Source organism: Erysipelothrix aquatica (assembly GCF_009828775.2).
Taxonomy (GTDB): Bacteria; Bacillota_I; Bacilli_A; order Erysipelotrichales; family Erysipelotrichaceae; genus Erysipelothrix; species Erysipelothrix aquatica.
Genome location: NZ_WTSY02000029.1, coordinates 1 through 22,646 on the forward strand (window position 1 = coordinate 1; position 22,646 = coordinate 22,646).

The window sequence follows — 22,646 nt, forward strand, 5'->3', positions numbered from 1 at the left end:
CCTTAAAGGTAATACATTGTTTATGTTGTTTTATCTTGTATATATTAATCTATTTGTTTTAATAATTCACGGTTTAAGCACACAGTTTATCACAATCTTAACATTTCACACCGTCTTAGCACTTTACACCTTAAAGTATGTTCTATTTTCTTTGTTTACTAACAAGTTTCTCTGTGAAATTTCAGATAGAAAAAAAACACACCATGACAGTGTGTTCTATTTTGGGGAAATCTTAATAAGATTATCTTTCAAACGGTGGAATCTCAGATTACCATATTCAATGAAATCTTCGGTTTCGTGATCATCCTTTAGTGCTTCTCGGATATAGGCTCAAAGACTTCACAACAAATCAATATATACTTTATTCAATTGCAGTAAGTCTTCATAGGTTGGTTCCGTTCAAAGTATGCATCCACAAACTGACAATCCATTGAATGTGTAAAATCCGCTTCAGTCGACAGATTAGCGAGATCCCAATGCCATGAATTCATCCCGCCTTCCTTTTACATTATTAGGCTCGAGAATAGTATGTTTTTACAATGTTTGGTGCCACCCCAACAACTTTATGAAATACTTGATTAAAGTATTTATAATCAGAAAATCCAACCATATCCGCAATTTCATACATATGATACGACTGTGTTTTGATGAGGTCCAGGGCTTGTTGGATTCGAAACTTCGTCAAATACTCATTAAATGTCATTCCAATAAATTTTTGGAATCGATTATTGATTGAGGTTGCACTTTTACCGGTATACATACGAATATCTTCCAGAGTAATTTTTTCATGATAGTGCTGTTGAATATATTCTAATGCTTTCATAATTGTGACGGATGCAACAACTGGTGTTTGTTGTAAAACACAATAGATATCAGCGACCTCCTTCGCACCTTTCGCATAAGCCCGACGCATATGGATTTCACTGATTGCACGTTGAATGCTGTGTGTTAATGCAACATGATCTAAAGGCTTTAGAAGATACTCTGTGACACCAAACTCAATTGCTTTTTTGGCGTAATCAAATTCTGAGTGTCCACTAATAATAATGACACTATACGTTTCTCTTGGTAAAAGTTCCAGTAATGCGATACCATCCATTATCGGCATGTTGATATCTAAAACAATAATATCTGGTTTTTCCTTTTCAATGAGGCGATATCCTTCGTTTCCATTTGCCGCTTCGCCGACTACGGCGCATTTAAGCGTATCCCAGTCAATGGCACGTCGGAGCCCTTTTCGTATAATTGCCTCGTCTTCGATAATACATACTCTATACATCTTTGCTTTCTCCTTTGGGAATAATAAGCGCTATATGCGTCCCCATCGTATCACTCTCAATTGTTACCTTACCATCGTCCCCATACAAGAGTTCCATTCTTTGAAGTACACTCATAATCCCATAGCCAACATGATGCGATTTACTGTTATAGGATTTAAGTGCCTCAAGTTGTGCAGGATGCATACCGCCCCCGTCATCAATCACATGTAAGAAGATATGTGTTTCATTGGAGTATCCGAGAACACCAACAGTAAGTGTATCTTTATAGCGATAACCATGCTTCAAACAGTTTTCAATTAATGGTTGAATTAACAACTTGGGCAACTGTTCCTTCAACACATCTTCGCCGATATCAATCGTATAAACAAAACGTTCTTGAAGTCGCAATTTGTTTACTTCTAAATAGAGCTTAATGTATTCGATGTCTTCTGAAAAGAGTACTTCATTGGCATCTGGTGTAATGCTGTAGCGAAGTAAACGGGTTGTGTTCAGAATTAATTTTTCAGCTAATTGAGGATTATCAACAATTAGGTATCGAATCGTTTCAAGGGAATTGTAGAGAAAATGCGGATTAAATTGAGCTTCGAGTTGCTTTATTTCTGCATTTTTTCGTAATTCAAGCAAACGCTCATTACTGGAAATGAGTTCTGATAATTGGGTTCCCATATCATTAAATGCATGTGCCAATTTTTCAAACTCGTCATGCGTTGTGAGCGAAACATGTGTATCTAAGTCGCCACTTTTCATTCGATCAACCGCTTCAATCAAAGTCGCAATCGAACGGCTTGCTTCCCGGCCAATTTTTCGAGCCGACAGTTTATTAATACGCTCGACAATATACAAGGCAATTGCAACTACCATTGAAACAACCATAAACGTTAGCGCCAACGAGTCCTTTTTCACAAGAACATGAATAATAAAACTATCCGACCCAAACATCTTAGAATTTACGCGATACGTCGTGTGTTCTAGACTTAGCGTATCATTGGTAACATTCGGAAATTTCATTGATTTCGTTACAAAATCTCGAGATGTCGACGCAATGACATTGTCAAATCGATCTGTTAAAACTAAGTGATTTCCTCTTTGATACTGTAAAAGTTCGCTATATACACTTGCATCCACAAAATAAAGAACTTTAAGCTGGTTTTGATGCTCATCTGTATAATTACGCCCATAGACAACTTTAGTTGAAGGATCGCTCCCTAAATTCGTGATGACAGTTACAAGTGTGTCATTAGAGTCTAGGCGTTCTAAAACAAGTCGGTGATAATAACGCAGAAAATCATTACCCTCTAATGATGGCTGCGTTATTAAAATAGGATAGTTCGCATCATCATATAGAATCATATGAACATTTCCATCAAGTCGTGAGTTAATTGCATAGTATTTCTGATAGATGTCATTAGAATATGCTTCGATGTTTACTTTCATGTCAGAAAAATCGTGACCTTCTTCCGTAAAACTAAAAATCTCATCGATACTTGATTCAATACGCATAACCTCTTGGGTTATATATGATTGAACATTCCGAACTTCGAAAACGTTGGTATAAATGTAATAGCCAAGAAATGACAATCCGGCCATGAGTAAAGTGACCAGCAATGGAATGCGGCCATATTTGATAAATGTCTCTTCAATTTTTTGCTCAAATGTTTTGAATTCGGAATGTTTCATAAGCTTATTATAATATACAAAGACAAAAAGAGAAAAAGGATTAACCTTTTTCTATATTTGTATATTTTTTCCTTTCGATAGTTTCATAAAGACGAGCAACGAAACAATGGTGAGCCCGGTCAGGATCGCTGATAAAGCAGCTGCGATCCCATAGTTTCCGCGAATAACTTGCGTATAGATTGAAACTGTCATGGTTTGCGTTTTTGAGGTGTAAAGAATGATTGCTGTTGATAGCTCAGAAATCATCGTAATCCAGCTAAGAATTGCACCTGAGATTACACCTGCAGACATCATTGGCACCGTAATCTTGAAGAATGTTTTCGAATTACTGGTTCCAAGCGAAATTGCTGCTTCTTCCACACTTATTGATATTTGTTGTAGAATTGCGACTGATGACCGGATTGTATAAGGTAATCGGCGCACAACTAAGGCAATTATCATAATTGTAAACGTCCCTGTTAACATAAATGGTCGTTTCGATAACGACGTTAACATTGCGATCCCAAGAACGGTACCTGGAATAATATATGGAATCATTGATACGGCATCGACCGTGGCAGTCAATGGATTACGGCGGCGTACAGCTATATACGCAATAATAACTGCCATAATGACAATAATAACCAACGCGATTCCCGGAATAATAAAGGTATTTTGGATACTATTTCCCAGTCGCGAGAATGCTTCTCGATAACTATCCAACGAATATCCATCTACAAATATTAATCCTGATGTTTTTAGGAATGATGTGTAGAAGACATAAACTTGTGGCATAAATGCAACAGCAACAACACTATAGACAAATGTGTGGACCATTACAGATAATGATCGTTTCATCGGCTTAGGCTCAATACTGTGCAAGGCACTCATTGAGAACTGATTACGATTGGATAACCAGCGTTGGAAGAGGAAGAAGACCGTTGTAAGAAGGATTGCAATGACAGAGATGGCTGCAGCAAATCCTGTGTCTCCTCCCATTTCCGAGATAAATTCATCGAAAATAAGACGTGGGAAGGTTCGATAACCTTCTCCAATAAGCATTGGAGTTCCAAAATCTGCAAAGGCCCGCATGAAGACAAGCAATGCACTGGCATAAATTGTTGGTTTGATTAACGGCAGTACGACTTTGAAGAACCGTTTAAATCCTGTAATCCCCATACTTTCAGAGGCCTCAAACAAGGAATTATCGACACTGCTGAGTGCACCTTGAATGTAGAGGTAAACTAACGGAAATAGTTGTAATGTGAGGACTAAGAGAATACCACTAAAACCGTAGATGTCTGGAATTACAATCCCAAATGTATTTAACATGAATTTAGTAATTAATCCACTCCGTCCGAGTAGCAAAATCCATGAGTATGCACCAATAAATGGCGCAGACATGGAACAAAGAATAATAATAACGTTTAAGAACTTTTTGCCCTTTACTTTATAGACTGTCGTAAAGTATGCTAATGGAATTCCAATTAACAATGTCAGCAACGTTGCAATAATTGTCACTTGAAAACTATTAACGATTGTCTTGAGGTAATAGGGTTGACTAAAGAATTTATTAAAGTGCGTGAGTGTAAATCCACCAAGGCTTGGATCATAAATAGACTGCGCTAGAAGATTAACAATCGGATAAATAAAGAAGAGACCATAAAGCACAAGTACAATGAGCGTTGATGCTTTCCAAAAATCAGGTTTGCGCATTTTATTAAGTAAGGTCATGGTGAACACCTACAATCAAGTTCTCTTCTCCATCAGCCGTATACACGTTGATTTTTTCAATTTTAATACCTACTTTAACAGTTTCACCTTCTTGATATAAGTGATTGATTGCTGACTCTTCGACTATATCAACAGTATCACCAGTTTCTAATTGAACCGTATAGTGAGTATTGAGACCAAGAAACACTGTTTTTTTCACAGTTCCTGTTGTTATCGCTGTGGATGCATCATTTGTAATTATAAATTCTTCTGGTCGAATTGAAATCTTGACGGATTCTTCGTTTCCGTTACGAACCATTTTTGTTGTGTCCAAGTTAATTGTAGGTCCTTCGTTTAGTTTTAAGGAAGCACCTGTCAAAACACCTGTTAAAATATTGGATCGACCGATAAATGTCGCTACAAAAATATTGCGTGGACGCTGGTAAATATTTTGAGGTGTTCCAACATGTTGTATTACACCATCTTTCATGACTGCAATTCGATCTGAAACAGACATTGCTTCTTCTTGATCGTGTGTCACGTATACAGTTGTTATATTGACAGATTGTTGTATTTCTTTAATTGCTGTTCGCATATCAATGCGTAACTTGGCATCTAAATTGCTCAGAGGCTCGTCCATCAGCAATACGTCCGGTTTGATAACAACAGCACGTGCTAAAGCAACCCGTTGCTGCTGCCCTCCAGAGAGACGTTCCGGCATACGATCTGCATATTCGGAAATTTGCATTGTATCCAACATTTCATTAACAGATTTTTGAATTGTATCTTTATCCATTTTGCGATTTTTCAATCCAAATGCAACATTATCAAAAACTGTTAAATGTGGAAAGATAGCGTAGTTTTGAAACACCATTCCGATATTTCGCTTTGAAGGTTCCATGTCATTGATTCGTTTTTCATTAAAGAAAAAATCTCCCCCTTCAATTGAGTTGAACCCCGCAATCATGCGCAATAATGTCGTTTTTCCGCACCCAGATGGACCAAGAAGGGTGAAAAATTCACCCTCCTTGATTTCAATTGAGAGATCCGGAATGATTGTATTTTGGCCATAACGTTTTATAGCATTCTTGATTGAAATATTTACACTCATAATCTAACCCCGTTTCTAATCTAATTATTGTAATTCAGCAAATAATTTTGTGTAACGCTCTACAAGTTGTGTCTTATTCTGATAGACATACTCCATGTCTTCGTAAATTAATGGCAAGGTTGAATAATCTTTGAGATGATCCCCTGTTTTTGCACCTTTACGTACTGGACGGTTCGTCAACTCTGAACCAAAGATATTTTGAACTTCTTCACTAAGAAGGAAATCAATAAACAATTCTGCATTTTCTTTATTCTTAGCATTTTTGATAATTCCTGAACCCGCTGGGAGGAAGACACTTCCTTCTTTTGGATAAACAATTTCTACATTTTTGGCACCATCTTTAACAAGTTTTGCCACTGGATCTTCGTAGGTTAACCCAACCCACATTTCTCCATCAACAACAGACTTATAAACTGAAGACGATCCAGATTGGATTTTACCATCCCATTGTTGAATCAATTTACCAACATAGTCCCAAGCCTCATCATTCATATAGTCATCATCTGGACTCATGGCTAAAAGGATATTTGTCAATTGCGCAAAAGCACTGGATGAATTTGATGGATCCGCAGTCGCAATTTTACCTTTGAGTTCAGGTTGTAAGAGATCTTCATAACTTTCAATTTTGAGGTCTTTCGTAAGTTCTTTATTTACGATTAAGACACTACCGTCTAAAACTGTGTATGTAATATAACCTGTATTATTCTTATATTCATCAACAACGTTTGCATCTTCTTTTGAAACATACGGTTCAAACAAATCTTTATTTGAAATATATTGTGTATAGGTTCCACCAAACAGAACATCGCCATAAGGATTTTCTTTCTCTGACTGAATTCGTTTGACTAATTCACCCGTACCTGCAGAAATAACTTCAACTTTTATACCCGTTTTTTCTTCAAAAAGTGGTACTACGGCATTAATCAAGCCTTCACTATTTGGAGAGTAAACAACAAGTTTTTTATTCTCATCCGATTTACCTCCACCAGAACATGCGACCAGCATTAATGTAACGAGAAGCAGAATACTAATGCGTTTGAATTTCTTCATATTTTCCTCCTGTATTGTATGAATACATGTCTTTCATACACATATCTTACTTGTTTAGTAACCGCTTTCACATACCTATTTACAACAAAAAAAGGGATAATATCACAATTGGATTAAAAATTAATCCAACATCTATTTTCAATTATTACTTTAGATTGTTGTAATTTACGCCCTAAAACTGCAGTAATTTTTAGCAAATCGATTGCTCGATACAATCACAGGTGGTAAAATTAGCACCATAACAATGCGGAGAATAGTGATGCTACGTGTAATACCCCACCTTTGACCAAAAGATACATTGTGCATTACTTCATAGAACAACCATGAAAAAAATTCTAATGTTAGGAACCCTACTACTTATGCTAGGTCTCTTAGTGTCGACCACTTACAGTTACTGGCAAGATATTTCTATCAAAAACAACATAGACACTGCATCTGATATCTCTTTAAAAATCGGAACTTTTACGTTACCAAGTATTCACCCTATTGGTGCCACTGATTTTCAAGAGAATACCCATTACATTCAAAACAACGTCGTCTATTATAAAGATATGTATTTATTGCGTTATCGGACAGGCTGGCATGATAAGCTGCCAGACTCACCGGATATCTCTGAAGGTTATAGTGGTCATTACCGTTTCTACAGTAACCAACATTTTATCCAAGCACGTTACTTTATCGGCGATTTAGTAATTATGAATGAAATTGTCTACCGCGCAGATAATGGTGGTGCATCGAATATGACACCAGAACAATCCGATGGATGGAATGGTTGGAAGAAAATGGGACATATTTCAGATCTTAAGTGGCAAAAAACGCGTACCTATGCGAAAGGTTCCGTAACCTATCACGATCAGAAATTATACGTTGCTAACGAAACGATTCAACCAAATCAACATCCCGAACCTGGCATCGACTTCGGATGGAACCTGCAAAATACACTTCAATATGATCCCTTTACTATTTATAAGAAATCGGATGAAGCCCCAACGATTGTGGCCGCATATGACTCCAATAGCGAACATCGACTTTACCTTCTAAAATCAGCTTCAAATTATAAGAATGGCATTTACACACGCCCGGGTCAAGATGCAGCCGTTTGGCTCCCTTACCCTTTTAATTGATACTAAAAAAAGAGCATCTTCATAAGATGCTCTTCATTAATATTCAAGAAGTTTCGGATTGTTCTTTTCCAGTGTTTCCCAGAAATCATGATACTCGCGGGCAGTCAACGGATAATCAGTAGAAAGGATGGTAAATTCTTCGCCACGCCAATTATAGACAATCTTCGTCTCATTATAATGGTTCTTTTTATAAAATTTAATTCTTCTTCTACGGATTGGGGCATCTGATTTTTTAGGACGTACGACTTCAACATCTGCAAAAATCGTACGCTGATAACGTTCTTTTATTAATGCTAATGTCGCGGAACCCAACCCTTTACTTTGAACTTTCGGATCAATTGCAAAATAGATGAGGTGGACAAGGGTATCAGTGAATAAAACAATGGTGAAGCCTACAAAACAATCATCGTCTAAAAGAACACAAATTTCACTATTTGCGCCCTTATCGTCATAGATATAGTTTAGGTTTTTACGTTCATTCTCAGGAAATGCATTAATGTATAATGTCTCTATATCCATTTTATGTGTATCAGTTATCTTTTTAAGTGAAAGCATCGTATCTTTAAATCTCTTTTCTATCTAAGAACTATCATACAATGGTAATGCATGCTTGTAAATTAACTTTGTTGATGCCTTTGTGTAATAAAATATGCTTGTTCAATGATATCGTATTCATTTTTGATACTTTTTAAAATATGGGATTCATCGATAATTCGAATATTCTGTTCCGAAAAATATTTGAAAATTGCATAAAAATAGCGATACTCTTGGGTGTTAATATAAAACATTGGATCCATTGATAACGAATATGTTTTACTGTCCTTAAGGACAATTGTAGCTGAAATAGACTCTCGTAGCATTGCGTACTGACGAGGGCGATAATTCAGGCCTTTACTTCCGGCATATCCGTGAGTATCAATTTTAAGAATAATTGTATCAATCGCATCGTAAGCGATGAATAATCCTTTTCGTTTTCCCATCAATCCTTTCAAAATTTTCATGCACGGTAGCTTCCCTTTGGTAATGTCAACATTTAAACCAAATTGTTCAACCACAAAATAGTTATGATAACGTCTATAGTCAAACAATGATAATGTTGTGAATAGGGCAAATACAAATACCGCAATACCCAAATAAACAAACGCATACAAAAGTGAATTGGTCAGCGATACTAAGGATGCCATTAGAAACATCATTGGAATAAAAAGTAGTATAATGACGCGCAATTTCGTTTGTGGTTTCCCGAATGCGAATGGCATTGGAAACGCTACGTCTCCCAAAATCAAAGTATCTAAGGGAATTGCTAATAATTTACTCAATAGCACTAAGTTATCAATCGTTGGATAGCTTACACCTTGCTCCCATTTCGATATTGATTGTCTTGCGACATTCATTTGGATTGCAAGATCTTCTTGGGTCAACGACTTTGCTTCTCGAAATTTTTTAATTTGTTGATTCAGTATCATTTTAAGATCCTCCGTCTTCCCATATATTAACGATAATTGAGCATAACGTCACGCACTTTTTAGGTGCATGCACTCAAATGTTCATGAATTTAACTAAAATTAAAAAAGTTACCCGGATAGAGTAACTTATTCTGGCACACTCGATAAGACCCACTCGACATTACTTTCGTAAGTTCCAGGTTTTAGAGTGTGTGTATCAAGTTCAAGAGTGACGTTTTCATTTGTATCTGATGCACGGCCAAACCAACTAAAAATCCAATGTCCTTTTCCAGACTTCTTATTCGCTCTGGCAATCCGAGTTGGTTGGTTATCCGAATATAGTGTCACCGTTTCATTGACTGTTTCGACACCGGTAGTCTGAGTATCTTTGCTCGAAGTGTATGTGTTTTGAAATGTTAGGGCGCCATCCACTTCGTGATAATCACTTTGACCGGGCGTTCCTTGTGAAAATTTCCCCATCGACACACTAAGATCCCAACCAGCTTCGCGTCTGGGGTGATTGAATATTTGTACACTTGGTTCTTTTGTTTGAGATGTAAACTGTTGATTCCCTTGTCCAATCTTTTGGTTTCCAAAAACAAGTGGTTCGGGAACTGATACAATCTGAAGCATCCCTTGTTGCGATGATGCGGTCGTATTTCCAATCTTCTGCGTATCAGTAACATCATACGGATTCACTGGAACACGTGCGCTCGTATCCGAAATTCCCCCATATAGGTTCATATCAAATCGAACTTCTTGGGTAATGTCATAGGGCTGTGTCAATTCAACATCGCGATACCAGCCATAGAATGCATCATCATAGCTGCTCATATCGGGATAGTTCGCTAAAATTGTTCCCGTTCGAACTGTTTCTGATTGTAAGAATACAAAGGTACTTTCATTTTCGTTTGGTTTCAAATAGAAGTTTACATTAGAATTGTCTTTGACCTGGTAGTATATCCCTGCTTTCGGTTGGTATGATGCATAGCCACTCATTAATTGATTTGAGGTCCATTGTGATTTATTATCACCTTGCTTAGCCCAATATCCTCTATAACCATTTGAATTTTTAGCAGTAGGCAATTCCGATTTGTAGAAGAAATCTGCATTGTTTCCTTCTGGAACAATAATACGTTCTAAATACGTTGCACCTCTAAATCCACTCTCGAAAAAACCAACCCTTGGATTAACTCCAAAAGTATATGGAACGCTAAACTCAGTTACTTTTGTTGAAGCAAGAAAATCCGTTGCCTGTCCAGTTGTCGCTCCTAAACCACTCAGGTTCCATGTTTCAGTTCCAATGATTGTTTCAAGATTCGTTGCTAGATAGAACATGTACATGATCGAGTTTATATTGCGAGTATTCGCACCCCAGGTAAGATTCAGTTCTGTAATGTTATGTGCATTGATAAACATCGCTTGCGCATTTTCAAGACTAGATACATTCCAAGTCTCAAGACCTGTGATAGCACTGTACTGTGTATCCCTAAACATTACGAAAGTTGATTTTAAATTCCATGTGGTATTGCCCCATGGAAGATGTAGGGTCATTCCTGGACGTCCGCTATGACCAAACATTGCTGATGTACTCAATGCACTGGACATGTTCCAAGTTCCAACTCCATCCAAAACAGTTGGTCCTGAGTAACTATAAAATAAGTTGTCAAAATAGGCTGTTTTACTTACATCGAGATTTTCTAAACCAATTAATTCAGCTTCAGTACTTGTAAAAAACTCTTTGAAGTAGTAGTTCGTCGAAATTCTTCCGCGAAACTCGACACGTTTAATTTTGTAGTTATCTGCTGGTGTGCCTGTTCCATTCAACATTTGATACAAACTCTTATCAATATTTGGGAATGTAGGATTAGAAACCCCTCTGCCGTCAAAAACGACCGTTTGATAGTATGTATCGTAGGTGTACGGTACATTACCAAGTGTTCCATCGGCACGGGTGTCTACTCTTGCTTCACTTACATCCAAGTCTGTTTCTACGGAGTCCTCAGAATTCTCGTTGAAATCTCGATTATTTCCGTCTTTTTCAGTTTCATCACGAGTCGGTAGCTCGTTCAAAATTTCCTGTACATCAAAGATATTTTCCGTTTGGTGTTCAACTGGAGCATGATCTTCTGCGTGAATCAAGGATCCAGCTATGGTCATCATAATGATTATACTTCCGATGAATATTCTATTATAGTGACGTTTCATTCTGCTCCCTACACTCTCTATTTAGTATTTCTTTTTGCTTTTCTCTGTTTCATGATAATGTACACAAGACCACCGTTAACAACAACTAAAACTGCGAGTCCAATATAAATCATGATATTCGTACTTTTGACTTCTATTGTTGCATTAACATCGTCAACCTTATCAGCTCCAACTTGAAAGTTATCGCTGAAATTCCATGTTTCTTCGCCTGAAGAAACTATGAATTCGTAACTATATTCTTGTGAGCTTATGCGTTGATTCGCATTTTCAGATGTAAAAATGACATCAAATTTGCTATGTGGAAGAATGCTTCTATTTTTTTCATCAACACGTGCAACAACCTTGCCATCTGATTTTTGTTTTATCTCTCCGTTAATAGATACATTAGACATATTCAAACCTACATGATTTTCAAGACTCACATAGTATGCAGGTGCCATTTGATGTACTTTAACGCCAGCATCAGTTGCTTGTAATTCTGGTAGAACAGGATTCATTGTGTTTCGTGCTTGGACAGCAACAAGATACTTTACAGATGAATTAACACCGACACTATTTTGTTCTTTTACTTTATCTGTTTCATGCGTTGCTGTAATTGCTAACCCACCAAGAATAACTCCATCAAACGCTTGTGCAGGCATCGTTAGATCAACATTAATAATTGCACTTTCGTTGGGATTGATGATGACATCATTATTTTGAATTGTAAGCATTGAGTCCATCGTCGTTGGAATAAATGGACTCGGTTTTTCATTTTGGGTATAGTCAGGTTCACCATTAGCACGAGTGACTGCATTTGTTTTATCAATATGTACTGTCATCGGTGAACTTCCTGTGTTTTTGACATCAAGTCGCAATGAATCCGACATTCCTGGTTCTAATAAAACATCGAAGTATCCGCGATACTCAAGATCACTTCCTATTTGATGTTCAGTAAAAATCGGTGTGACGGTAAAATCACTATATCGCTCTGTATCCGCATTAATTGTATTTACTTGTAAGGCCACCAATACAGTAATTAATAAAAGTTTTATTGATTTTTTCATAAGTTATCTCCTTATTTTTTCTAGTGTATGAAATATAAATGTAATGATGACCTCAAAAGAGGGAGTGGGCAAAATAATTGCCCACTTACAATTATTGTGGCGTTGCGCTAAGTGTCCATTCAAGGTCAGCTGAATACGCTCCGGACACAACTGTATTTGTATCCATTTCTAAAGTAACATTACTGTTTGTTTGATCCGTTTTGTAGTTTGGTGCATACCAATGGAAACCCCACAGTCCAAGTCCTTCACCTTTCGAAGCACTTGCGATTTGCGTTGTTTTCCCGGATTCAACAACTACTTTTGTATTGACATTTGATGGTTCTTTTTGTGAAGGCTTGTTGTTTCCTTCAAACATTGTTGTATTGTTGAATGTGATAATTCCTTTTGTAGTTTTACCTGCATCGACTGCTTCATTATTTGTGAAATCAGAAAGAGCAACACTTAAGTTCCATCCATCTGATGCAGCACCACGTTTATCTTGAACTTGAATATTTGGTTTGACTAAGTCAGATTCAAATTTCTGGGTTCCTTTACCAACTTTATGCCCGCCAAAATTCATCGCTTTTGGATATGCCGTAATTGCTAATGGACCTTCTCCATTCCCATTTTCAATATCTCCTGGATCTGTTGGATCTGTTGGATCAATTGGGTTAACTGGATCTGTTGGTTCATTATCAATTGTAAATGATACTGAAGCTTTTGAAGTCTCAGACTTTGGTGCGTTTCCTTCCTCTGCGAAGATTGACATTGTTCCCGCCAACAACATTGATGTAGCCATCATAACTGCCAACGGCTTGATAATTTTCTTTTTCATTTCTATTCCTCACTTTTCTGCTCTTTAAGCACATGGAGATAATAAACAAAATTCGAAAATTTGTGCAATTCTCGTCATAAAACACTATGAAATTGTCACAAACATATTAAATTTATTAAGATAAATGTAAGAAATGTTAAAAATGACACAAACAGTAGGTAATTCGTTAATTTTTAACTCATATTTCTGTAATCGCATTCAAAACAACCTATACTCGTGAAGCAATCTCGCTGACATTGCTTCATATATTTCATCTTCAATAAAAATGAATTTCCAAACATTTAACTTCACAATAAAAAAAACACCTTTACTGGTGTATAATTTAGATAGGAGGTAATTCGTATGACACTCAATATAGATTGTATTCGCGATGTACTAATGACCTACATCACACAGAAGACCGATGCTTCAAAGATCATCACCCAGGATACCTTGAATCTCGAAATGTACTCAGAACAAGATGTAACCGATAGTCTAAGACATATCCATAATGAACATATAGGTACAGTTGAGTTTTCTGACTCCTATAATTACAATCCAAAACAAACCTACATCATTGGTATCACCGATCATGGGCTTTCGTTTGTTGATGCGATTAAAGATCCTGCACTCTTCGAGGAATTTAAAAATATTATAGCTGCAAAGTATCCTATTTATGATCTAAGTATTTTTGTGTATGGATACCATGCCTACTTAGCAACAAAATATGGTAGAACGACTGATGATCATAGTACTGTGCAATGAAACCTGCGCTGGCTAAATCAATCCGTATTTTGCTTTGGTTCGTTGCCTTTCTGCCCATTATTACTTTTAGTTTTTTACTAATTGCAATGTACACTTCTTGGAATTTGATTATGCCAACACCCACCCATCAGTTTTTAGCGGGCATTATTATCGTAGGAGCCTACATTCTTGCCTATTGTACTGTTGCTAAAAACAAGTATATGAATCTTTTGGGTGTATTATTGATGGTGCTTTGGGTTTCTTATTTGTTTATCGAAAACTCATATAAATTTCCGCCAATCAAAACAGCACCTCTGTTTGTAATCTACTTCGGAACAATCCTTTCAATTACATGTATTATTAACCATTTCGAATAGCTTTAGTGATTTAGAAAAAACTCTATCCATTTGATAGAGTTTTACTTTAGATTAAAAATCATGAAGTTTATTATTTTTACTAGTGTGTAAATATTAAATGATAGCCCAATGCCACAACCTCGCGAAGATACGATACAAAAGTTGCTTTCGTTTTAGACGGTGCGGCAAGACCGTATACTGTGCTCACACCATTTTGTGTAGCGGTTCGTTTGGCACGATAGATATGAAAATCGTTACTGACTACGATCGCTGTGGAAATATCATGTAAGGAGCTTGCGTTTTGAATGTTCTCGACTGTAGTTGTTGAGGTTGATTCGACGATGATCCGATTAGGATCAATTCCTTGGGATTCAAGATACCGTCCCATCACAACCCCCTCCGGTTCAGTCTCGTCAGGTCCTTGACCTCCGGTCACAATCACTACCGTTTGAGGATTCGCTTCCAAATACGGAATTGCTGCATCTAAACGCTCTTTTAAAATTGGCGATGGTTCACTTCCCCATGCTTTCGCCCCTAAAACAATCATTGTATCAATTCCAGCAGGTGGAACTTCTCGATAGGTAGATAAAATGAGTCCAAACACAATGATCGCATAAATTACACCAACACCAATAATACCAAGAATCCATTGTAGTAGCGTTCTTTTTTTCATATCGCATCCTCACCTTTTTAACTTCATCAAAACGTTAGTAGCTTAATCTCATATATCGTACCACAATCATTGCGACTGAAAGACATATATAATCTGCCAATTATCAAAAATCATCAAAACTTGATATAATTAACACAGCTAACAACTATCCCGAAAGGAAATTGCCAATGAAAAAAATCAAGAATTTAACGAATGCCCTCTCGATTTATATTATCGTGTACTATTTTTTTGCTTCAGTGACATCTGACATTGACATCCGATTTGGCGTCCCAAATAACACATATTTTAATGCAGCTATATTCTTTAAGGCCTTTATTTATGTCGGACTTCTCCAGCTTTTTGTTGCTATCGCCTTACTCTTTTACGAGCAACATTATGATAAGCACTTGGAAGAGCATAACAACCAAAACAACCTATAAAAAAGCAGTTTCAAATTGAATCTGCTTTTTTCGTATTTATTACATCTATCATTTGCTTCAGTTTTTCTGGTTTAACCCCATCATAGTCACCAGAATTGCTAAACGCATACGAAACATTTTCAGTGCGTGTGGTCGGATCCTCATACCACCCTTTGAATGAACCGTGTAATTGTTTTACACCCGTCTGGTCGATGAGACTAAGTGCATTCTCGGCACTAATTCCCGATCCCAAGCACAATTCAATGCGATCACCATATTCAGTTTGTAATTCCTTTAGCAGTACAACACCTTCGATTGCGGTATCTTTCAAGCCACTGGTTAAGATACGATCAACCCCGCATTCAATCAATACTTCAATTGCTGCAAACGGATCTTGAACACAATCAAATGCGCGGTGGAAAATTGCCTCAACATGATGTTCATGGCAAACTTTAACAAAGCGCTTTGTTAAGGATGCATCGACACTTCGGTCAGCCTTGAGAAAGCCGAATACCAAACCATTGGCACCCGCATCAATCAGTTGCTTTGCATCAATAAACATCGTCTCGACTTCCATTGCATCGTAATGAAAACCGCCGGGTCTCGGACGAACCATCGCCACAATCGGAAGCGTTGTTACATTTCGTGCCATTATTAAGGTTCCAATACTCGGCGTTAATCCTCCAAGGTGAATTCCATTATTTAACTCAATACGATTTGCACCGCATTGTTCTGCGATTTCGCAGTCTTTAGGTGATGCTGCAAGTACTTCAACACAATATGCCATAATATCTCCTAACGTGGATGAATCATGGATTCAGGTCGTAAAGCATCATCCACTTCTGCTTCACTCATTAAATGTTGTTCCAATACAATTGTACGTAGGGATTTGTTCTCTTTCAAAGCTTGTTTTGTTATTTCTGAAACTTTCGCATACCCTAAGTGCTTAACGAGGGCGGTCGCCATTGCCAGTGAATGTTCAACATAGTCATGGACGCGATGCTCATTCACTTTTAAATCTTGAATAGCATGTAGGCGTAATGTCGAGCATGCATGACGTAAAATCTCTAACGATTCGAATAAATTATAAAATAAAACAGGTTCAAAAACATTTAATTCCATTTGACCTGCTTCTGCAGCCATCGTCACAGTAGCGTCGTTTCCAATTACTTGAAAGCATACTTGATTCACAACTTCTGGAATGACAGGATTTACTTTACCAGGCATGATTGAACTTCCGGGTTGTTTTTCAGGAAGAAATATTTCATTAAAGCCAACTTTAGGACCCGATGCCATCATTCGTATATCATTGCAGATACGTGATAGTCCAATCGCAAATGTTTTTAATGATGCATGAACATATGCAAATCCGTCAACATGCTTCGTTGCATCTACAAGGTCTTCAGCACTACAAACGGTTTACCGGTAATCTTGCTCAAATTTGCCACAGCTTTCTCACGATAGCCAGGTACCGAATTAATGCCTGTTCCGACCGCAGTTGCGCCCAAATTTACGACTTGCATTTCACTAAGTGCATGCTTGAAACGTTGAATGTCTCGTTGTAAAACAGACTCATAACTTTGAAATACTTGACCCATTGAAATTAAGACAGCATCTTGAAGATGGGTACGACCAACCTTTATAATGGACGCAAATTCCACAGATTTCGCGTGAAATGCATCAGCTAAAAAATACATTTCCTCTAGAAGCAGCATTCCTAAATTTAAGACAGTCAATTTACCTGCTGTTGGAATAATATCATTGGTTGATTGTGCACGATTCACATGATCATTCGGATGGACAAAATCATAGATACCAATTGGTTTGTTTAAAATTTGAGCTGCACGGTTGGCTATAATTTCGTTCACATTCATATTCATTGATGTTCCCGCACCACCCTGAATTGCATCTGTGATAAATTCTTGTTTGTGCATCCCTTGAATAATTTCATCACATGCTTTCACTATCGCATCACTTCGAATACTGTCTAATTCATCAACTTCATGATTAGCAAGAGCACACGCTTTCTTCACCTGGGCCAGGGCAATGTACATCATATCATTGACATATCGGCCTGTAATCTGAAAATTGTCTAGCGCTCTAACAGTTTGCGCACCGTATAAAGCATCAAAAGGAACCTTAACCTCCCCCAAAGAATCCCGTTCAATTCGAAATTTATCGCTTATCATCATGATCTCCTGTTATAGATTTCTCAGTTTATACAAAGCATTGCTATAAATTTTTCCATTATTGCGGATATCTTCAAGGTTCATCCATTCATCAGGTAAATGGGCAATATCTTTTTGACCTGGAAAACTTGGGCCATAAGCAATAATATTTGGAATTATTTTCGCATAGGTACCACCCGTGGTCGTTACCGGAAGTAATCGGGTTCCTGTAACCTCTTCATAGGCATCTGTCAGTAACGTAATTTCTTGCGATTCTTTGTCGTAAAAAACAGGATCCCAATTATGTGCACATATCACTTCAATCGAATCGGGAACTACCACTTTGATCATTTCAATCAATTCAGATATCGGTTTGGCATTGGGATAACTTAATGATATTTGGAACATTAAATTTTCTTCAATGACACCCAGTTTGTATCCTCGCATGATCATTTCACCAAAATCATCATCCCGAACATTAATACCCAATTTAACACCATTCGTTGGACTGGATAGAATAAACTCATTGACAAATGCGTTGAACGTATCCAGTGACCCATGATTTACGAACTGAACTAATGCCCGTCCTCGTTCACCATAGACAGCCGGCCATTTACAATCTGGCGTCCAGCCAAATACGGGAGGTTTCTCCTTGGTAAGATAATGTTGAACACAGCCGAAACCAGATTCTTCATTAGTTCCAAAAACAATACGAACCGGCTTGTTGAAAGTCACACCCAATTCTTTTAGAGCATAGAGAGCATAGAGATTTGTTAAAATGGGCCCCTTATTGTCAAGGACTCCACGACCATAGATGCGACCATTATCGATAACCCCTTGTAGTGGTGGATACTGCCACCCTTCGCCAAGCGGAACAACATCAACATGACCAAAAATACCAATATAGTCACCATCGCCTTCGCCATATTGTGCATACCCAATAATATTGTCAATATTTTTTGTAGTAAAGCCAAGCTCTTCAGCAATCGCCAGTACTTCTAACAATGCTTTTTTAGGCATTTCACCATAAGGGGCATCAGGCGTATGAACACCCTCAACTGATTCGATTGCAACCAGTCGTTGGATCGACTGCAAAAGTTCTGGCATCAATGCATCCATTTTTTCATAGATTTGCGCTAACATTTTACTTTTCCTCCAGTGGTTTCATACGATCCGTTAGATACTGTTCCAACCACGCTTGAGATGCGACTTCATGAACCATCGTATCGCCAACTCGTTTGGTTGTATATACCGTATTCGGTTGGGATTCGGTTGCTACTGCAAAAGAGAAGTTATCAATATTTGACGCAACACCCCATTCCCCTTTTTGGTTCATCGCCACAATAGATATATCCCCTGCTTTTCCACGTCGTTTAATAAGTTCGCGATCTAAATCAAAGGTTACTTTGTTAACAGCATCTTGAGGACTCATTCCCGTTTTCATAAGTCGAACAACTTCATACGATACGACACCCTTCATCAAATCTTCACCCAGACCTGTTGCGGATGCACCGCCTGCCTCACTGTCTGCATAAAGACCAGAGCCAATGATTGGTGAATCCCCAACACGGCCTCTTTTCTTCATGAATAAACCACTTGTTGATGTTCCCGCAACAACATGACCCGCTTGATCTAGTGATACCATGCCAACCGTATCGTGTCCTGAATATGGGCTGATTTCTGTATCGCGTAAATCTTTAACGCGATTTTTATAATGAATTTTAGCACGATCTGTTAACATGTTTTTCCGTTCAAAGCCATGTTTATGAGCATAAGCTTCAGCACCCGCACCCACAAGTAGATTATTAACTGGGAATGCACTGAGTGAACGCGCAATTGAAATTGGGTTCGCAAAATCTTTGAGTGCTGCTACTGCACCAACATCGAAACTCGTTCCATCCATGTAAGCAGCATCTAATTCCACTTCCATTTCTTCATTTGGTAACCCGCCATATCCTACAGATTTGTAAAATGGAAAATCTTCAACTGCTTTAATTGCCGTTTCTATAGCATCGCCCGCACTTCCACCATCTTGAAGATTTACTACAGCATCATCAATACCTTCTTTAGCCATTCGCCACGTTGCAATAATACCCCACATAGAGCGTACCTTCCTTCTAATAAATGTAGTCTTTAATTAATTCTATATTACCATTATTCGTTTTTGCGTCAATAACCTTTGCCATATTCGCAAAGGAGTCACGTAATCCCGTACCACCCTTCTTAGGCATCTTAACAATCGTCACGATATCCTTGAATTCTTCGATAACGGAATCATTCTCAACAGAGCACATCACAATTGCTTTCGCATCCGTTTGTGCTTCAATCGCATGTGCTAAAATTGCTGACATATGCGCATAATCTTTGTAGTTAAAGCATGGACCGCAAATAACCATTTCAGCTTTTAATTTGTTGACCAAGCCGACGACTTTACGAACTACTTCATCTTGATTATCAAAGAAATATTGATTACCACAATACATCGTCGCAAGTACTGATGCATTCACATCTTTAAGGTTACTCTCAAACATATGGTACGATCCGATGCCGCCCTTTTCCACGGCAAGTTCAACATTGGGACGTTCTTTCCCACCAGCACCTGCTTGAGTTTGATCAAAAAATAATAATGTACGCATGAAGCATACCTCCTTTAAATAAAGCAAAGCAGCTTTGTATCCCCTCTCGATGTCAGGAAAGCTGCTTGGCAAATTATGATTTCTTACAGATCATCAAATGAGATATCATCGAGTGAAATGCCATCGAGTTCATCAATTGTGTCGTTTTCACTACCTTTTAAACTTTCTTCATGTAGATACTGTTTATCAAGAATCTTGAAGAATGGGTAGTAAAGGAAGCAGTCGAGAACGACCAATCCAATTTGGAATATACCCGCAAAGATACTTCCCGTCGATAACCAACCTGAGAAGAAGAATGGTGTCGTCCACGGTAGCGCAATTCCTGTTGTGAGTGGTATGAGTCCCGTCGTCATCATTATCGTCGATAATATTGAGTTAATCACAGGTACAAATAAGAATGGAATAATGATAATTGGGTTCAGCACAACTGGTAATCCAAAAATAATCATTTCATTAATACCGAAGATTCCAGGAACAATTGAGAGACGACCCAATTGTTTGAGACGTTGTGATTTCGCAAAGAACATCATAACAATAACGAGTGATAAGGTTGAACCTCCTCCACCAAAGTTTGAGAAGAAATCTCTAAATGGTCCGGTAAAGATATATTGCAGTGGTTGTCCCGCTTCAAATGCAGAAAGGTTAGCCAATGTCATTGCTTCATGAATTGGTCGGAAGACTGTATTTGTAACAGCTGGACCATTAATACCAAAGAACCAGAACAGGTTACTTAAGAATTGATAAATGACATCAAATGCTTTAAATTCACCAAAGCCCATCAAAGGTGCTTGGAGTACTTTGTATATAAATACGTGTGCATATTGGAAACTCGTAGCTGAAAATCCAATACGTGTTAGGAAGAAAATTACGAATACAAATGCACTTGGGATCAATGCAGCAAATGATTCCATAACTGCAGGAGGTACCCCTTCAGGTAATTTAATGATCCACCCTTTGTGGTGAACCCATGCAAAGATTTTTACAGAAACTAACGCTACAATCATTGCTAAGAAGATTCCTTGTGAACCAAGAACTCCAAATGAGAAGCCTCGGAATGCTTTACCAGCTTCATTAACATATTCTGGATAGCTTGTTTGTGTAAGGATGAGGAAAGAAACAAGGGCAACAACACCACCTGAAATTCTATCCACCTTGAGTTCACGAGCAAAGGCATATCCAATACCCACGACAGTCAGAATCGAAATAACATCAAATGTAGCGGAAACTACAGATGATAATTGACGATCCCATCCTGCACCGAAGATACTTGCCATGAATTCCGGATACCCCTGAATCGGGAAATTGGCAATAAGTAAGAAGATCGATGCGACAATAATAAATGGTGTACTGATAATAAATCCATCACGAATCGCTGATAGAACTTTATTTTTACTGAGCTTCTCCGCTATCGGAGCAAGCACTCTCTCTAGTGTATCAAACATTATTTTTTATTCTCCTTCATGAGTAAAATTGATCGTTTAAGAACACGTTCTCCATCCACATTCCCATAGTCTTCCAAGCTGATGACTTCAATAGGAATTCCCAAATGGCCAAATTTTTCAATAGTTGGTTCCAAGCGGTATTTAACTTGGGGACCTAAAAGAATAACATCTGGGTTAAATTCATTTACGATTGCTTCCATCTTAGAATCTGAAAAAGCTTTAACTTCGATGGGTAAGTTATGAGTATCAGCGACCGACTGCATCCTACTTGCAAGTAGACTCGTTGACATCCCGGCATTACAGAATAAATAGACACGTTTCATAGGATTCTCTCCCTCCTTTATGTACTTTCAGTATACCGTAGAATGAAAGTGCTTCCACCTAAGGACATTTCCTAAGTAAACGGAACAAAATTACGTGATTTTATGTGATACAAAAAAGAACTCCGTAGAGTTCTTAAGATTGTGGCGCGATTATTTGTTCGAGTGCTTGTATTTTTACATAGCTGGCAACCAACTGTTCGGCAAGTATTTTAATGGTTTCTGCAGCCATTAATTGATCTTCCGCATGCATCAGGATTAAATTTAAAGGTGTTTTTTCACCACTTGCTTCTTTTTGAATTAAGGCAAAATGAGCCTCGTGCCCTTGGATACGATAGGCTTCACCCTCTTCAATAAGCGCACGGGCTTTATCAAAATCGTAAGCATTTGCGTACGTCATTGCTTCCATAAACGATGATTTCGCTGCTCCCACAGCACTAATAATTTTAAAACTCACTAATTCTAAATCTTCCATAATTTCCT

At 37.8% G+C, this 22,646-nt stretch carries 23 protein-coding genes and 1 pseudogene; 4 read left to right on the plus strand and 20 right to left on the minus strand.

From position 1 onward, the window contains the following. Nucleotides 1-511: 511 nt before the first annotated feature. Genes GVV20_RS08170 through GVV20_RS08190 form a run of 5 tightly spaced genes read right to left on the minus strand, consistent with a single transcriptional unit; the run spans nt 512 to nt 6,810 of the window. A complete protein-coding gene (locus GVV20_RS08170; protein WP_159740127.1) occupies nt 512-1,279 on the minus strand; it encodes a response regulator transcription factor in 768 nt (255 codons plus the stop codon). Continuing rightward, on the minus strand, nt 1,272-2,957 hold the full coding sequence (locus GVV20_RS08175) for a sensor histidine kinase (RefSeq protein WP_159740126.1): 1,686 nt from the start codon (nt 2,955-2,957) through the stop codon (nt 1,272-1,274). Before GVV20_RS08175 ends, GVV20_RS08170 begins: the two co-directional genes overlap by 8 nt. Before the next feature lie 51 nt (nt 2,958-3,008). Next, nucleotides 3,009-4,670 carry an ABC transporter permease gene (locus GVV20_RS08180; RefSeq protein ID WP_159740125.1) on the minus strand — a complete coding sequence of 554 codons (1,662 nt, stop codon included), beginning with the start codon at nt 4,668-4,670 and terminating at the stop codon, nt 3,009-3,011. After that, nucleotides 4,657-5,760, minus strand: coding sequence for an ABC transporter ATP-binding protein (locus GVV20_RS08185; RefSeq protein ID WP_159740124.1), 1,104 nt, complete (start codon nt 5,758-5,760; stop codon nt 4,657-4,659). Before GVV20_RS08185 ends, GVV20_RS08180 begins: the two co-directional genes overlap by 14 nt. Before the next feature lie 24 nt (nt 5,761-5,784). Further along, on the minus strand, nt 5,785-6,810 hold the full coding sequence (locus tag GVV20_RS08190) for an ABC transporter substrate-binding protein (protein WP_159740123.1): 1,026 nt from the start codon (nt 6,808-6,810) through the stop codon (nt 5,785-5,787). 323 nt (nt 6,811-7,133) lie between these two features. Here GVV20_RS08190 and GVV20_RS08195 point away from each other — a divergent pair, with 323 nt between their 5' ends. Continuing rightward, on the plus strand, nt 7,134-7,934 hold the full coding sequence (locus GVV20_RS08195; protein ID WP_159740122.1) for a hypothetical protein: 801 nt from the start codon (nt 7,134-7,136) through the stop codon (nt 7,932-7,934). Nucleotides 7,935-7,970: 36 nt separating this feature from the next. On the opposite strand, the gene GVV20_RS08200 is transcribed toward GVV20_RS08195, so the two are convergent. The 5 genes from GVV20_RS08200 to GVV20_RS08220 form a co-directional block, all read right to left on the minus strand. Next, a complete protein-coding gene (locus GVV20_RS08200) occupies nt 7,971-8,489 on the minus strand; it encodes a GNAT family N-acetyltransferase (RefSeq protein WP_159740121.1) in 519 nt (172 codons plus the stop codon). 62 nt (nt 8,490-8,551) lie between these two features. After that, nucleotides 8,552-9,400 (minus strand): helix-turn-helix domain-containing protein, encoded by an 849-nt coding sequence (locus tag GVV20_RS08205; protein ID WP_159740120.1) that lies wholly within the window; start codon nt 9,398-9,400, stop codon nt 8,552-8,554. A 126-nt stretch (nt 9,401-9,526) separates the two neighbouring features. Beyond that, nucleotides 9,527-11,587, minus strand: a complete 2,061-nt coding sequence (locus tag GVV20_RS08210) for a WxL domain-containing protein (RefSeq protein WP_159740119.1) — start codon at nt 11,585-11,587, stop codon at nt 9,527-9,529. A 17-nt stretch (nt 11,588-11,604) separates the two neighbouring features. Continuing rightward, nucleotides 11,605-12,633 (minus strand): DUF916 domain-containing protein, encoded by a 1,029-nt coding sequence (locus GVV20_RS08215; protein WP_159740118.1) that lies wholly within the window; start codon nt 12,631-12,633, stop codon nt 11,605-11,607. 91 nt (nt 12,634-12,724) lie between these two features. Further along, entirely contained in the window at nt 12,725-13,447 is a 723-nt protein-coding gene (locus tag GVV20_RS08220; RefSeq protein ID WP_159740117.1) for a WxL domain-containing protein, read from the minus strand. 342 nt (nt 13,448-13,789) lie between these two features. Between GVV20_RS08220 and GVV20_RS08225 the strand changes: the two genes are divergently transcribed. Both GVV20_RS08225 and GVV20_RS08230 read left to right on the plus strand, forming a co-directional pair. Then, nucleotides 13,790-14,191: a DUF2513 domain-containing protein gene (locus tag GVV20_RS08225; RefSeq protein ID WP_159740116.1), complete on the plus strand. Its 402-nt coding sequence runs from the start codon at nt 13,790-13,792 to the stop codon at nt 14,189-14,191. Between the two features lie 110 nt (nt 14,192-14,301). Then, nucleotides 14,302-14,547, plus strand: coding sequence for a hypothetical protein (locus tag GVV20_RS08230; protein WP_236261747.1), 246 nt, complete (start codon nt 14,302-14,304; stop codon nt 14,545-14,547). Nucleotides 14,548-14,626: 79 nt separating this feature from the next. Here GVV20_RS08230 and GVV20_RS08235 read toward each other — a convergent pair whose 3' ends face one another. After that, a complete protein-coding gene (locus tag GVV20_RS08235) occupies nt 14,627-15,199 on the minus strand; it encodes a YdcF family protein (protein ID WP_159740114.1) in 573 nt (190 codons plus the stop codon). 167 nt (nt 15,200-15,366) lie between these two features. Here GVV20_RS08235 and GVV20_RS08240 point away from each other — a divergent pair, with 167 nt between their 5' ends. Further along, entirely contained in the window at nt 15,367-15,618 is a 252-nt protein-coding gene (locus GVV20_RS08240; protein WP_159740113.1) for a hypothetical protein, read from the plus strand. Nucleotides 15,619-15,628: 10 nt separating this feature from the next. On the opposite strand, the gene GVV20_RS08245 is transcribed toward GVV20_RS08240, so the two are convergent. The 9 genes and pseudogenes from GVV20_RS08245 to GVV20_RS08290 form a co-directional block, all read right to left on the minus strand. Then, on the minus strand, nt 15,629-16,384 hold the full coding sequence (locus GVV20_RS08245) for a copper homeostasis protein CutC (RefSeq protein WP_159740112.1): 756 nt from the start codon (nt 16,382-16,384) through the stop codon (nt 15,629-15,631). A gap of 8 nt (nt 16,385-16,392) precedes the next feature. Continuing rightward, nucleotides 16,393-16,824 carry a hypothetical protein gene (locus GVV20_RS10650; protein WP_328597872.1) on the minus strand — a complete coding sequence of 144 codons (432 nt, stop codon included), beginning with the start codon at nt 16,822-16,824 and terminating at the stop codon, nt 16,393-16,395. After that, nucleotides 16,819-17,789: pseudogene (locus tag GVV20_RS08260) on the minus strand (lyase family protein); the annotation flags it as partial. The pseudogene GVV20_RS08260 and the gene GVV20_RS10650, both read right to left, overlap by 6 nt. Before the next feature lie 9 nt (nt 17,790-17,798). After that, nucleotides 17,799-18,908, minus strand: coding sequence for a Sapep family Mn(2+)-dependent dipeptidase (locus tag GVV20_RS08265; protein ID WP_159740111.1), 1,110 nt, complete (start codon nt 18,906-18,908; stop codon nt 17,799-17,801). A 1-nt stretch (nt 18,909) separates the two neighbouring features. Beyond that, nucleotides 18,910-19,866, minus strand: a complete 957-nt coding sequence (locus GVV20_RS08270) for a glycosylasparaginase (protein WP_159740110.1) — start codon at nt 19,864-19,866, stop codon at nt 18,910-18,912. Between the two features lie 16 nt (nt 19,867-19,882). Beyond that, nucleotides 19,883-20,401 (minus strand): GrdB-related putative oxidoreductase, encoded by a 519-nt coding sequence (locus GVV20_RS08275; RefSeq protein WP_159740109.1) that lies wholly within the window; start codon nt 20,399-20,401, stop codon nt 19,883-19,885. A gap of 83 nt (nt 20,402-20,484) precedes the next feature. Then, on the minus strand, nt 20,485-21,843 hold the full coding sequence (locus tag GVV20_RS08280; RefSeq protein WP_159740108.1) for a PTS sugar transporter subunit IIC: 1,359 nt from the start codon (nt 21,841-21,843) through the stop codon (nt 20,485-20,487). Beyond that, a complete protein-coding gene (locus tag GVV20_RS08285) occupies nt 21,843-22,166 on the minus strand; it encodes a PTS sugar transporter subunit IIB (RefSeq protein ID WP_159638664.1) in 324 nt (107 codons plus the stop codon). The genes GVV20_RS08280 and GVV20_RS08285 overlap by 1 nt, the downstream gene beginning before the upstream one ends. A gap of 133 nt (nt 22,167-22,299) precedes the next feature. After that, the gene (locus GVV20_RS08290) at nt 22,300-22,638 is read right to left on the minus strand and encodes a PTS sugar transporter subunit IIA (protein WP_201287487.1); all 339 of its coding nucleotides are present in this window, start codon (nt 22,636-22,638) and stop codon (nt 22,300-22,302) included. Nucleotides 22,639-22,646: the final 8 nt, after the last annotated feature.

Bases quoted from the DNA above. Each gene is read 5' to 3' on its own strand.
- GVV20_RS08215 (WP_159740118.1), bottom strand. From the start codon at position 12,633: ATGAAAAAATCAATAAAACTTTTATTAATTACTGTATTGGTGGCCTTA.
- GVV20_RS08220 (WP_159740117.1), bottom strand. From the start codon at position 13,447: ATGAAAAAGAAAATTATCAAGCCGTTGGCAGTTATGATGGCTACATCA.
- GVV20_RS08200 (WP_159740121.1), bottom strand. From the start codon at position 8,489: ATGCTTTCACTTAAAAAGATAACTGATACACATAAAATGGATATAGAG.
- GVV20_RS08265 (WP_159740111.1), bottom strand. From the start codon at position 18,908: ATGTTAGCGCAAATCTATGAAAAAATGGATGCATTGATGCCAGAACTT.
- GVV20_RS08275 (WP_159740109.1), bottom strand. From the start codon at position 20,401: ATGCGTACATTATTATTTTTTGATCAAACTCAAGCAGGTGCTGGTGGG.
- GVV20_RS08245 (WP_159740112.1), bottom strand. From the start codon at position 16,384: ATGGCATATTGTGTTGAAGTACTTGCAGCATCACCTAAAGACTGCGAA.
- GVV20_RS08210 (WP_159740119.1), bottom strand. From the start codon at position 11,587: ATGAAACGTCACTATAATAGAATATTCATCGGAAGTATAATCATTATG.
- GVV20_RS08290 (WP_201287487.1), bottom strand. From the start codon at position 22,638: ATGGAAGATTTAGAATTAGTGAGTTTTAAAATTATTAGTGCTGTGGGA.
- GVV20_RS08280 (WP_159740108.1), bottom strand. From the start codon at position 21,843: ATGTTTGATACACTAGAGAGAGTGCTTGCTCCGATAGCGGAGAAGCTC.
- GVV20_RS08285 (WP_159638664.1), bottom strand. From the start codon at position 22,166: ATGAAACGTGTCTATTTATTCTGTAATGCCGGGATGTCAACGAGTCTA.
- GVV20_RS08175 (WP_159740126.1), bottom strand. From the start codon at position 2,957: ATGAAACATTCCGAATTCAAAACATTTGAGCAAAAAATTGAAGAGACA.
- GVV20_RS08225 (WP_159740116.1), top strand. From the start codon at position 13,790: ATGACACTCAATATAGATTGTATTCGCGATGTACTAATGACCTACATC.
- GVV20_RS08240 (WP_159740113.1), top strand. From the start codon at position 15,367: ATGAAAAAAATCAAGAATTTAACGAATGCCCTCTCGATTTATATTATC.
- GVV20_RS08270 (WP_159740110.1), bottom strand. From the start codon at position 19,866: ATGTGGGGTATTATTGCAACGTGGCGAATGGCTAAAGAAGGTATTGAT.
- GVV20_RS10650 (WP_328597872.1), bottom strand. From the start codon at position 16,824: ATGCCTGGTAAAGTAAATCCTGTCATTCCAGAAGTTGTGAATCAAGTA.
- GVV20_RS08195 (WP_159740122.1), top strand. From the start codon at position 7,134: ATGAAAAAAATTCTAATGTTAGGAACCCTACTACTTATGCTAGGTCTC.
- GVV20_RS08185 (WP_159740124.1), bottom strand. From the start codon at position 5,760: ATGAGTGTAAATATTTCAATCAAGAATGCTATAAAACGTTATGGCCAA.
- GVV20_RS08205 (WP_159740120.1), bottom strand. From the start codon at position 9,400: ATGATACTGAATCAACAAATTAAAAAATTTCGAGAAGCAAAGTCGTTG.
- GVV20_RS08170 (WP_159740127.1), bottom strand. From the start codon at position 1,279: ATGTATAGAGTATGTATTATCGAAGACGAGGCAATTATACGAAAAGGG.
- GVV20_RS08190 (WP_159740123.1), bottom strand. From the start codon at position 6,810: ATGAAGAAATTCAAACGCATTAGTATTCTGCTTCTCGTTACATTAATG.
- GVV20_RS08180 (WP_159740125.1), bottom strand. From the start codon at position 4,670: ATGACCTTACTTAATAAAATGCGCAAACCTGATTTTTGGAAAGCATCA.
- GVV20_RS08235 (WP_159740114.1), bottom strand. From the start codon at position 15,199: ATGAAAAAAAGAACGCTACTACAATGGATTCTTGGTATTATTGGTGTT.
- GVV20_RS08230 (WP_236261747.1), top strand. From the start codon at position 14,302: ATGCCAACACCCACCCATCAGTTTTTAGCGGGCATTATTATCGTAGGA.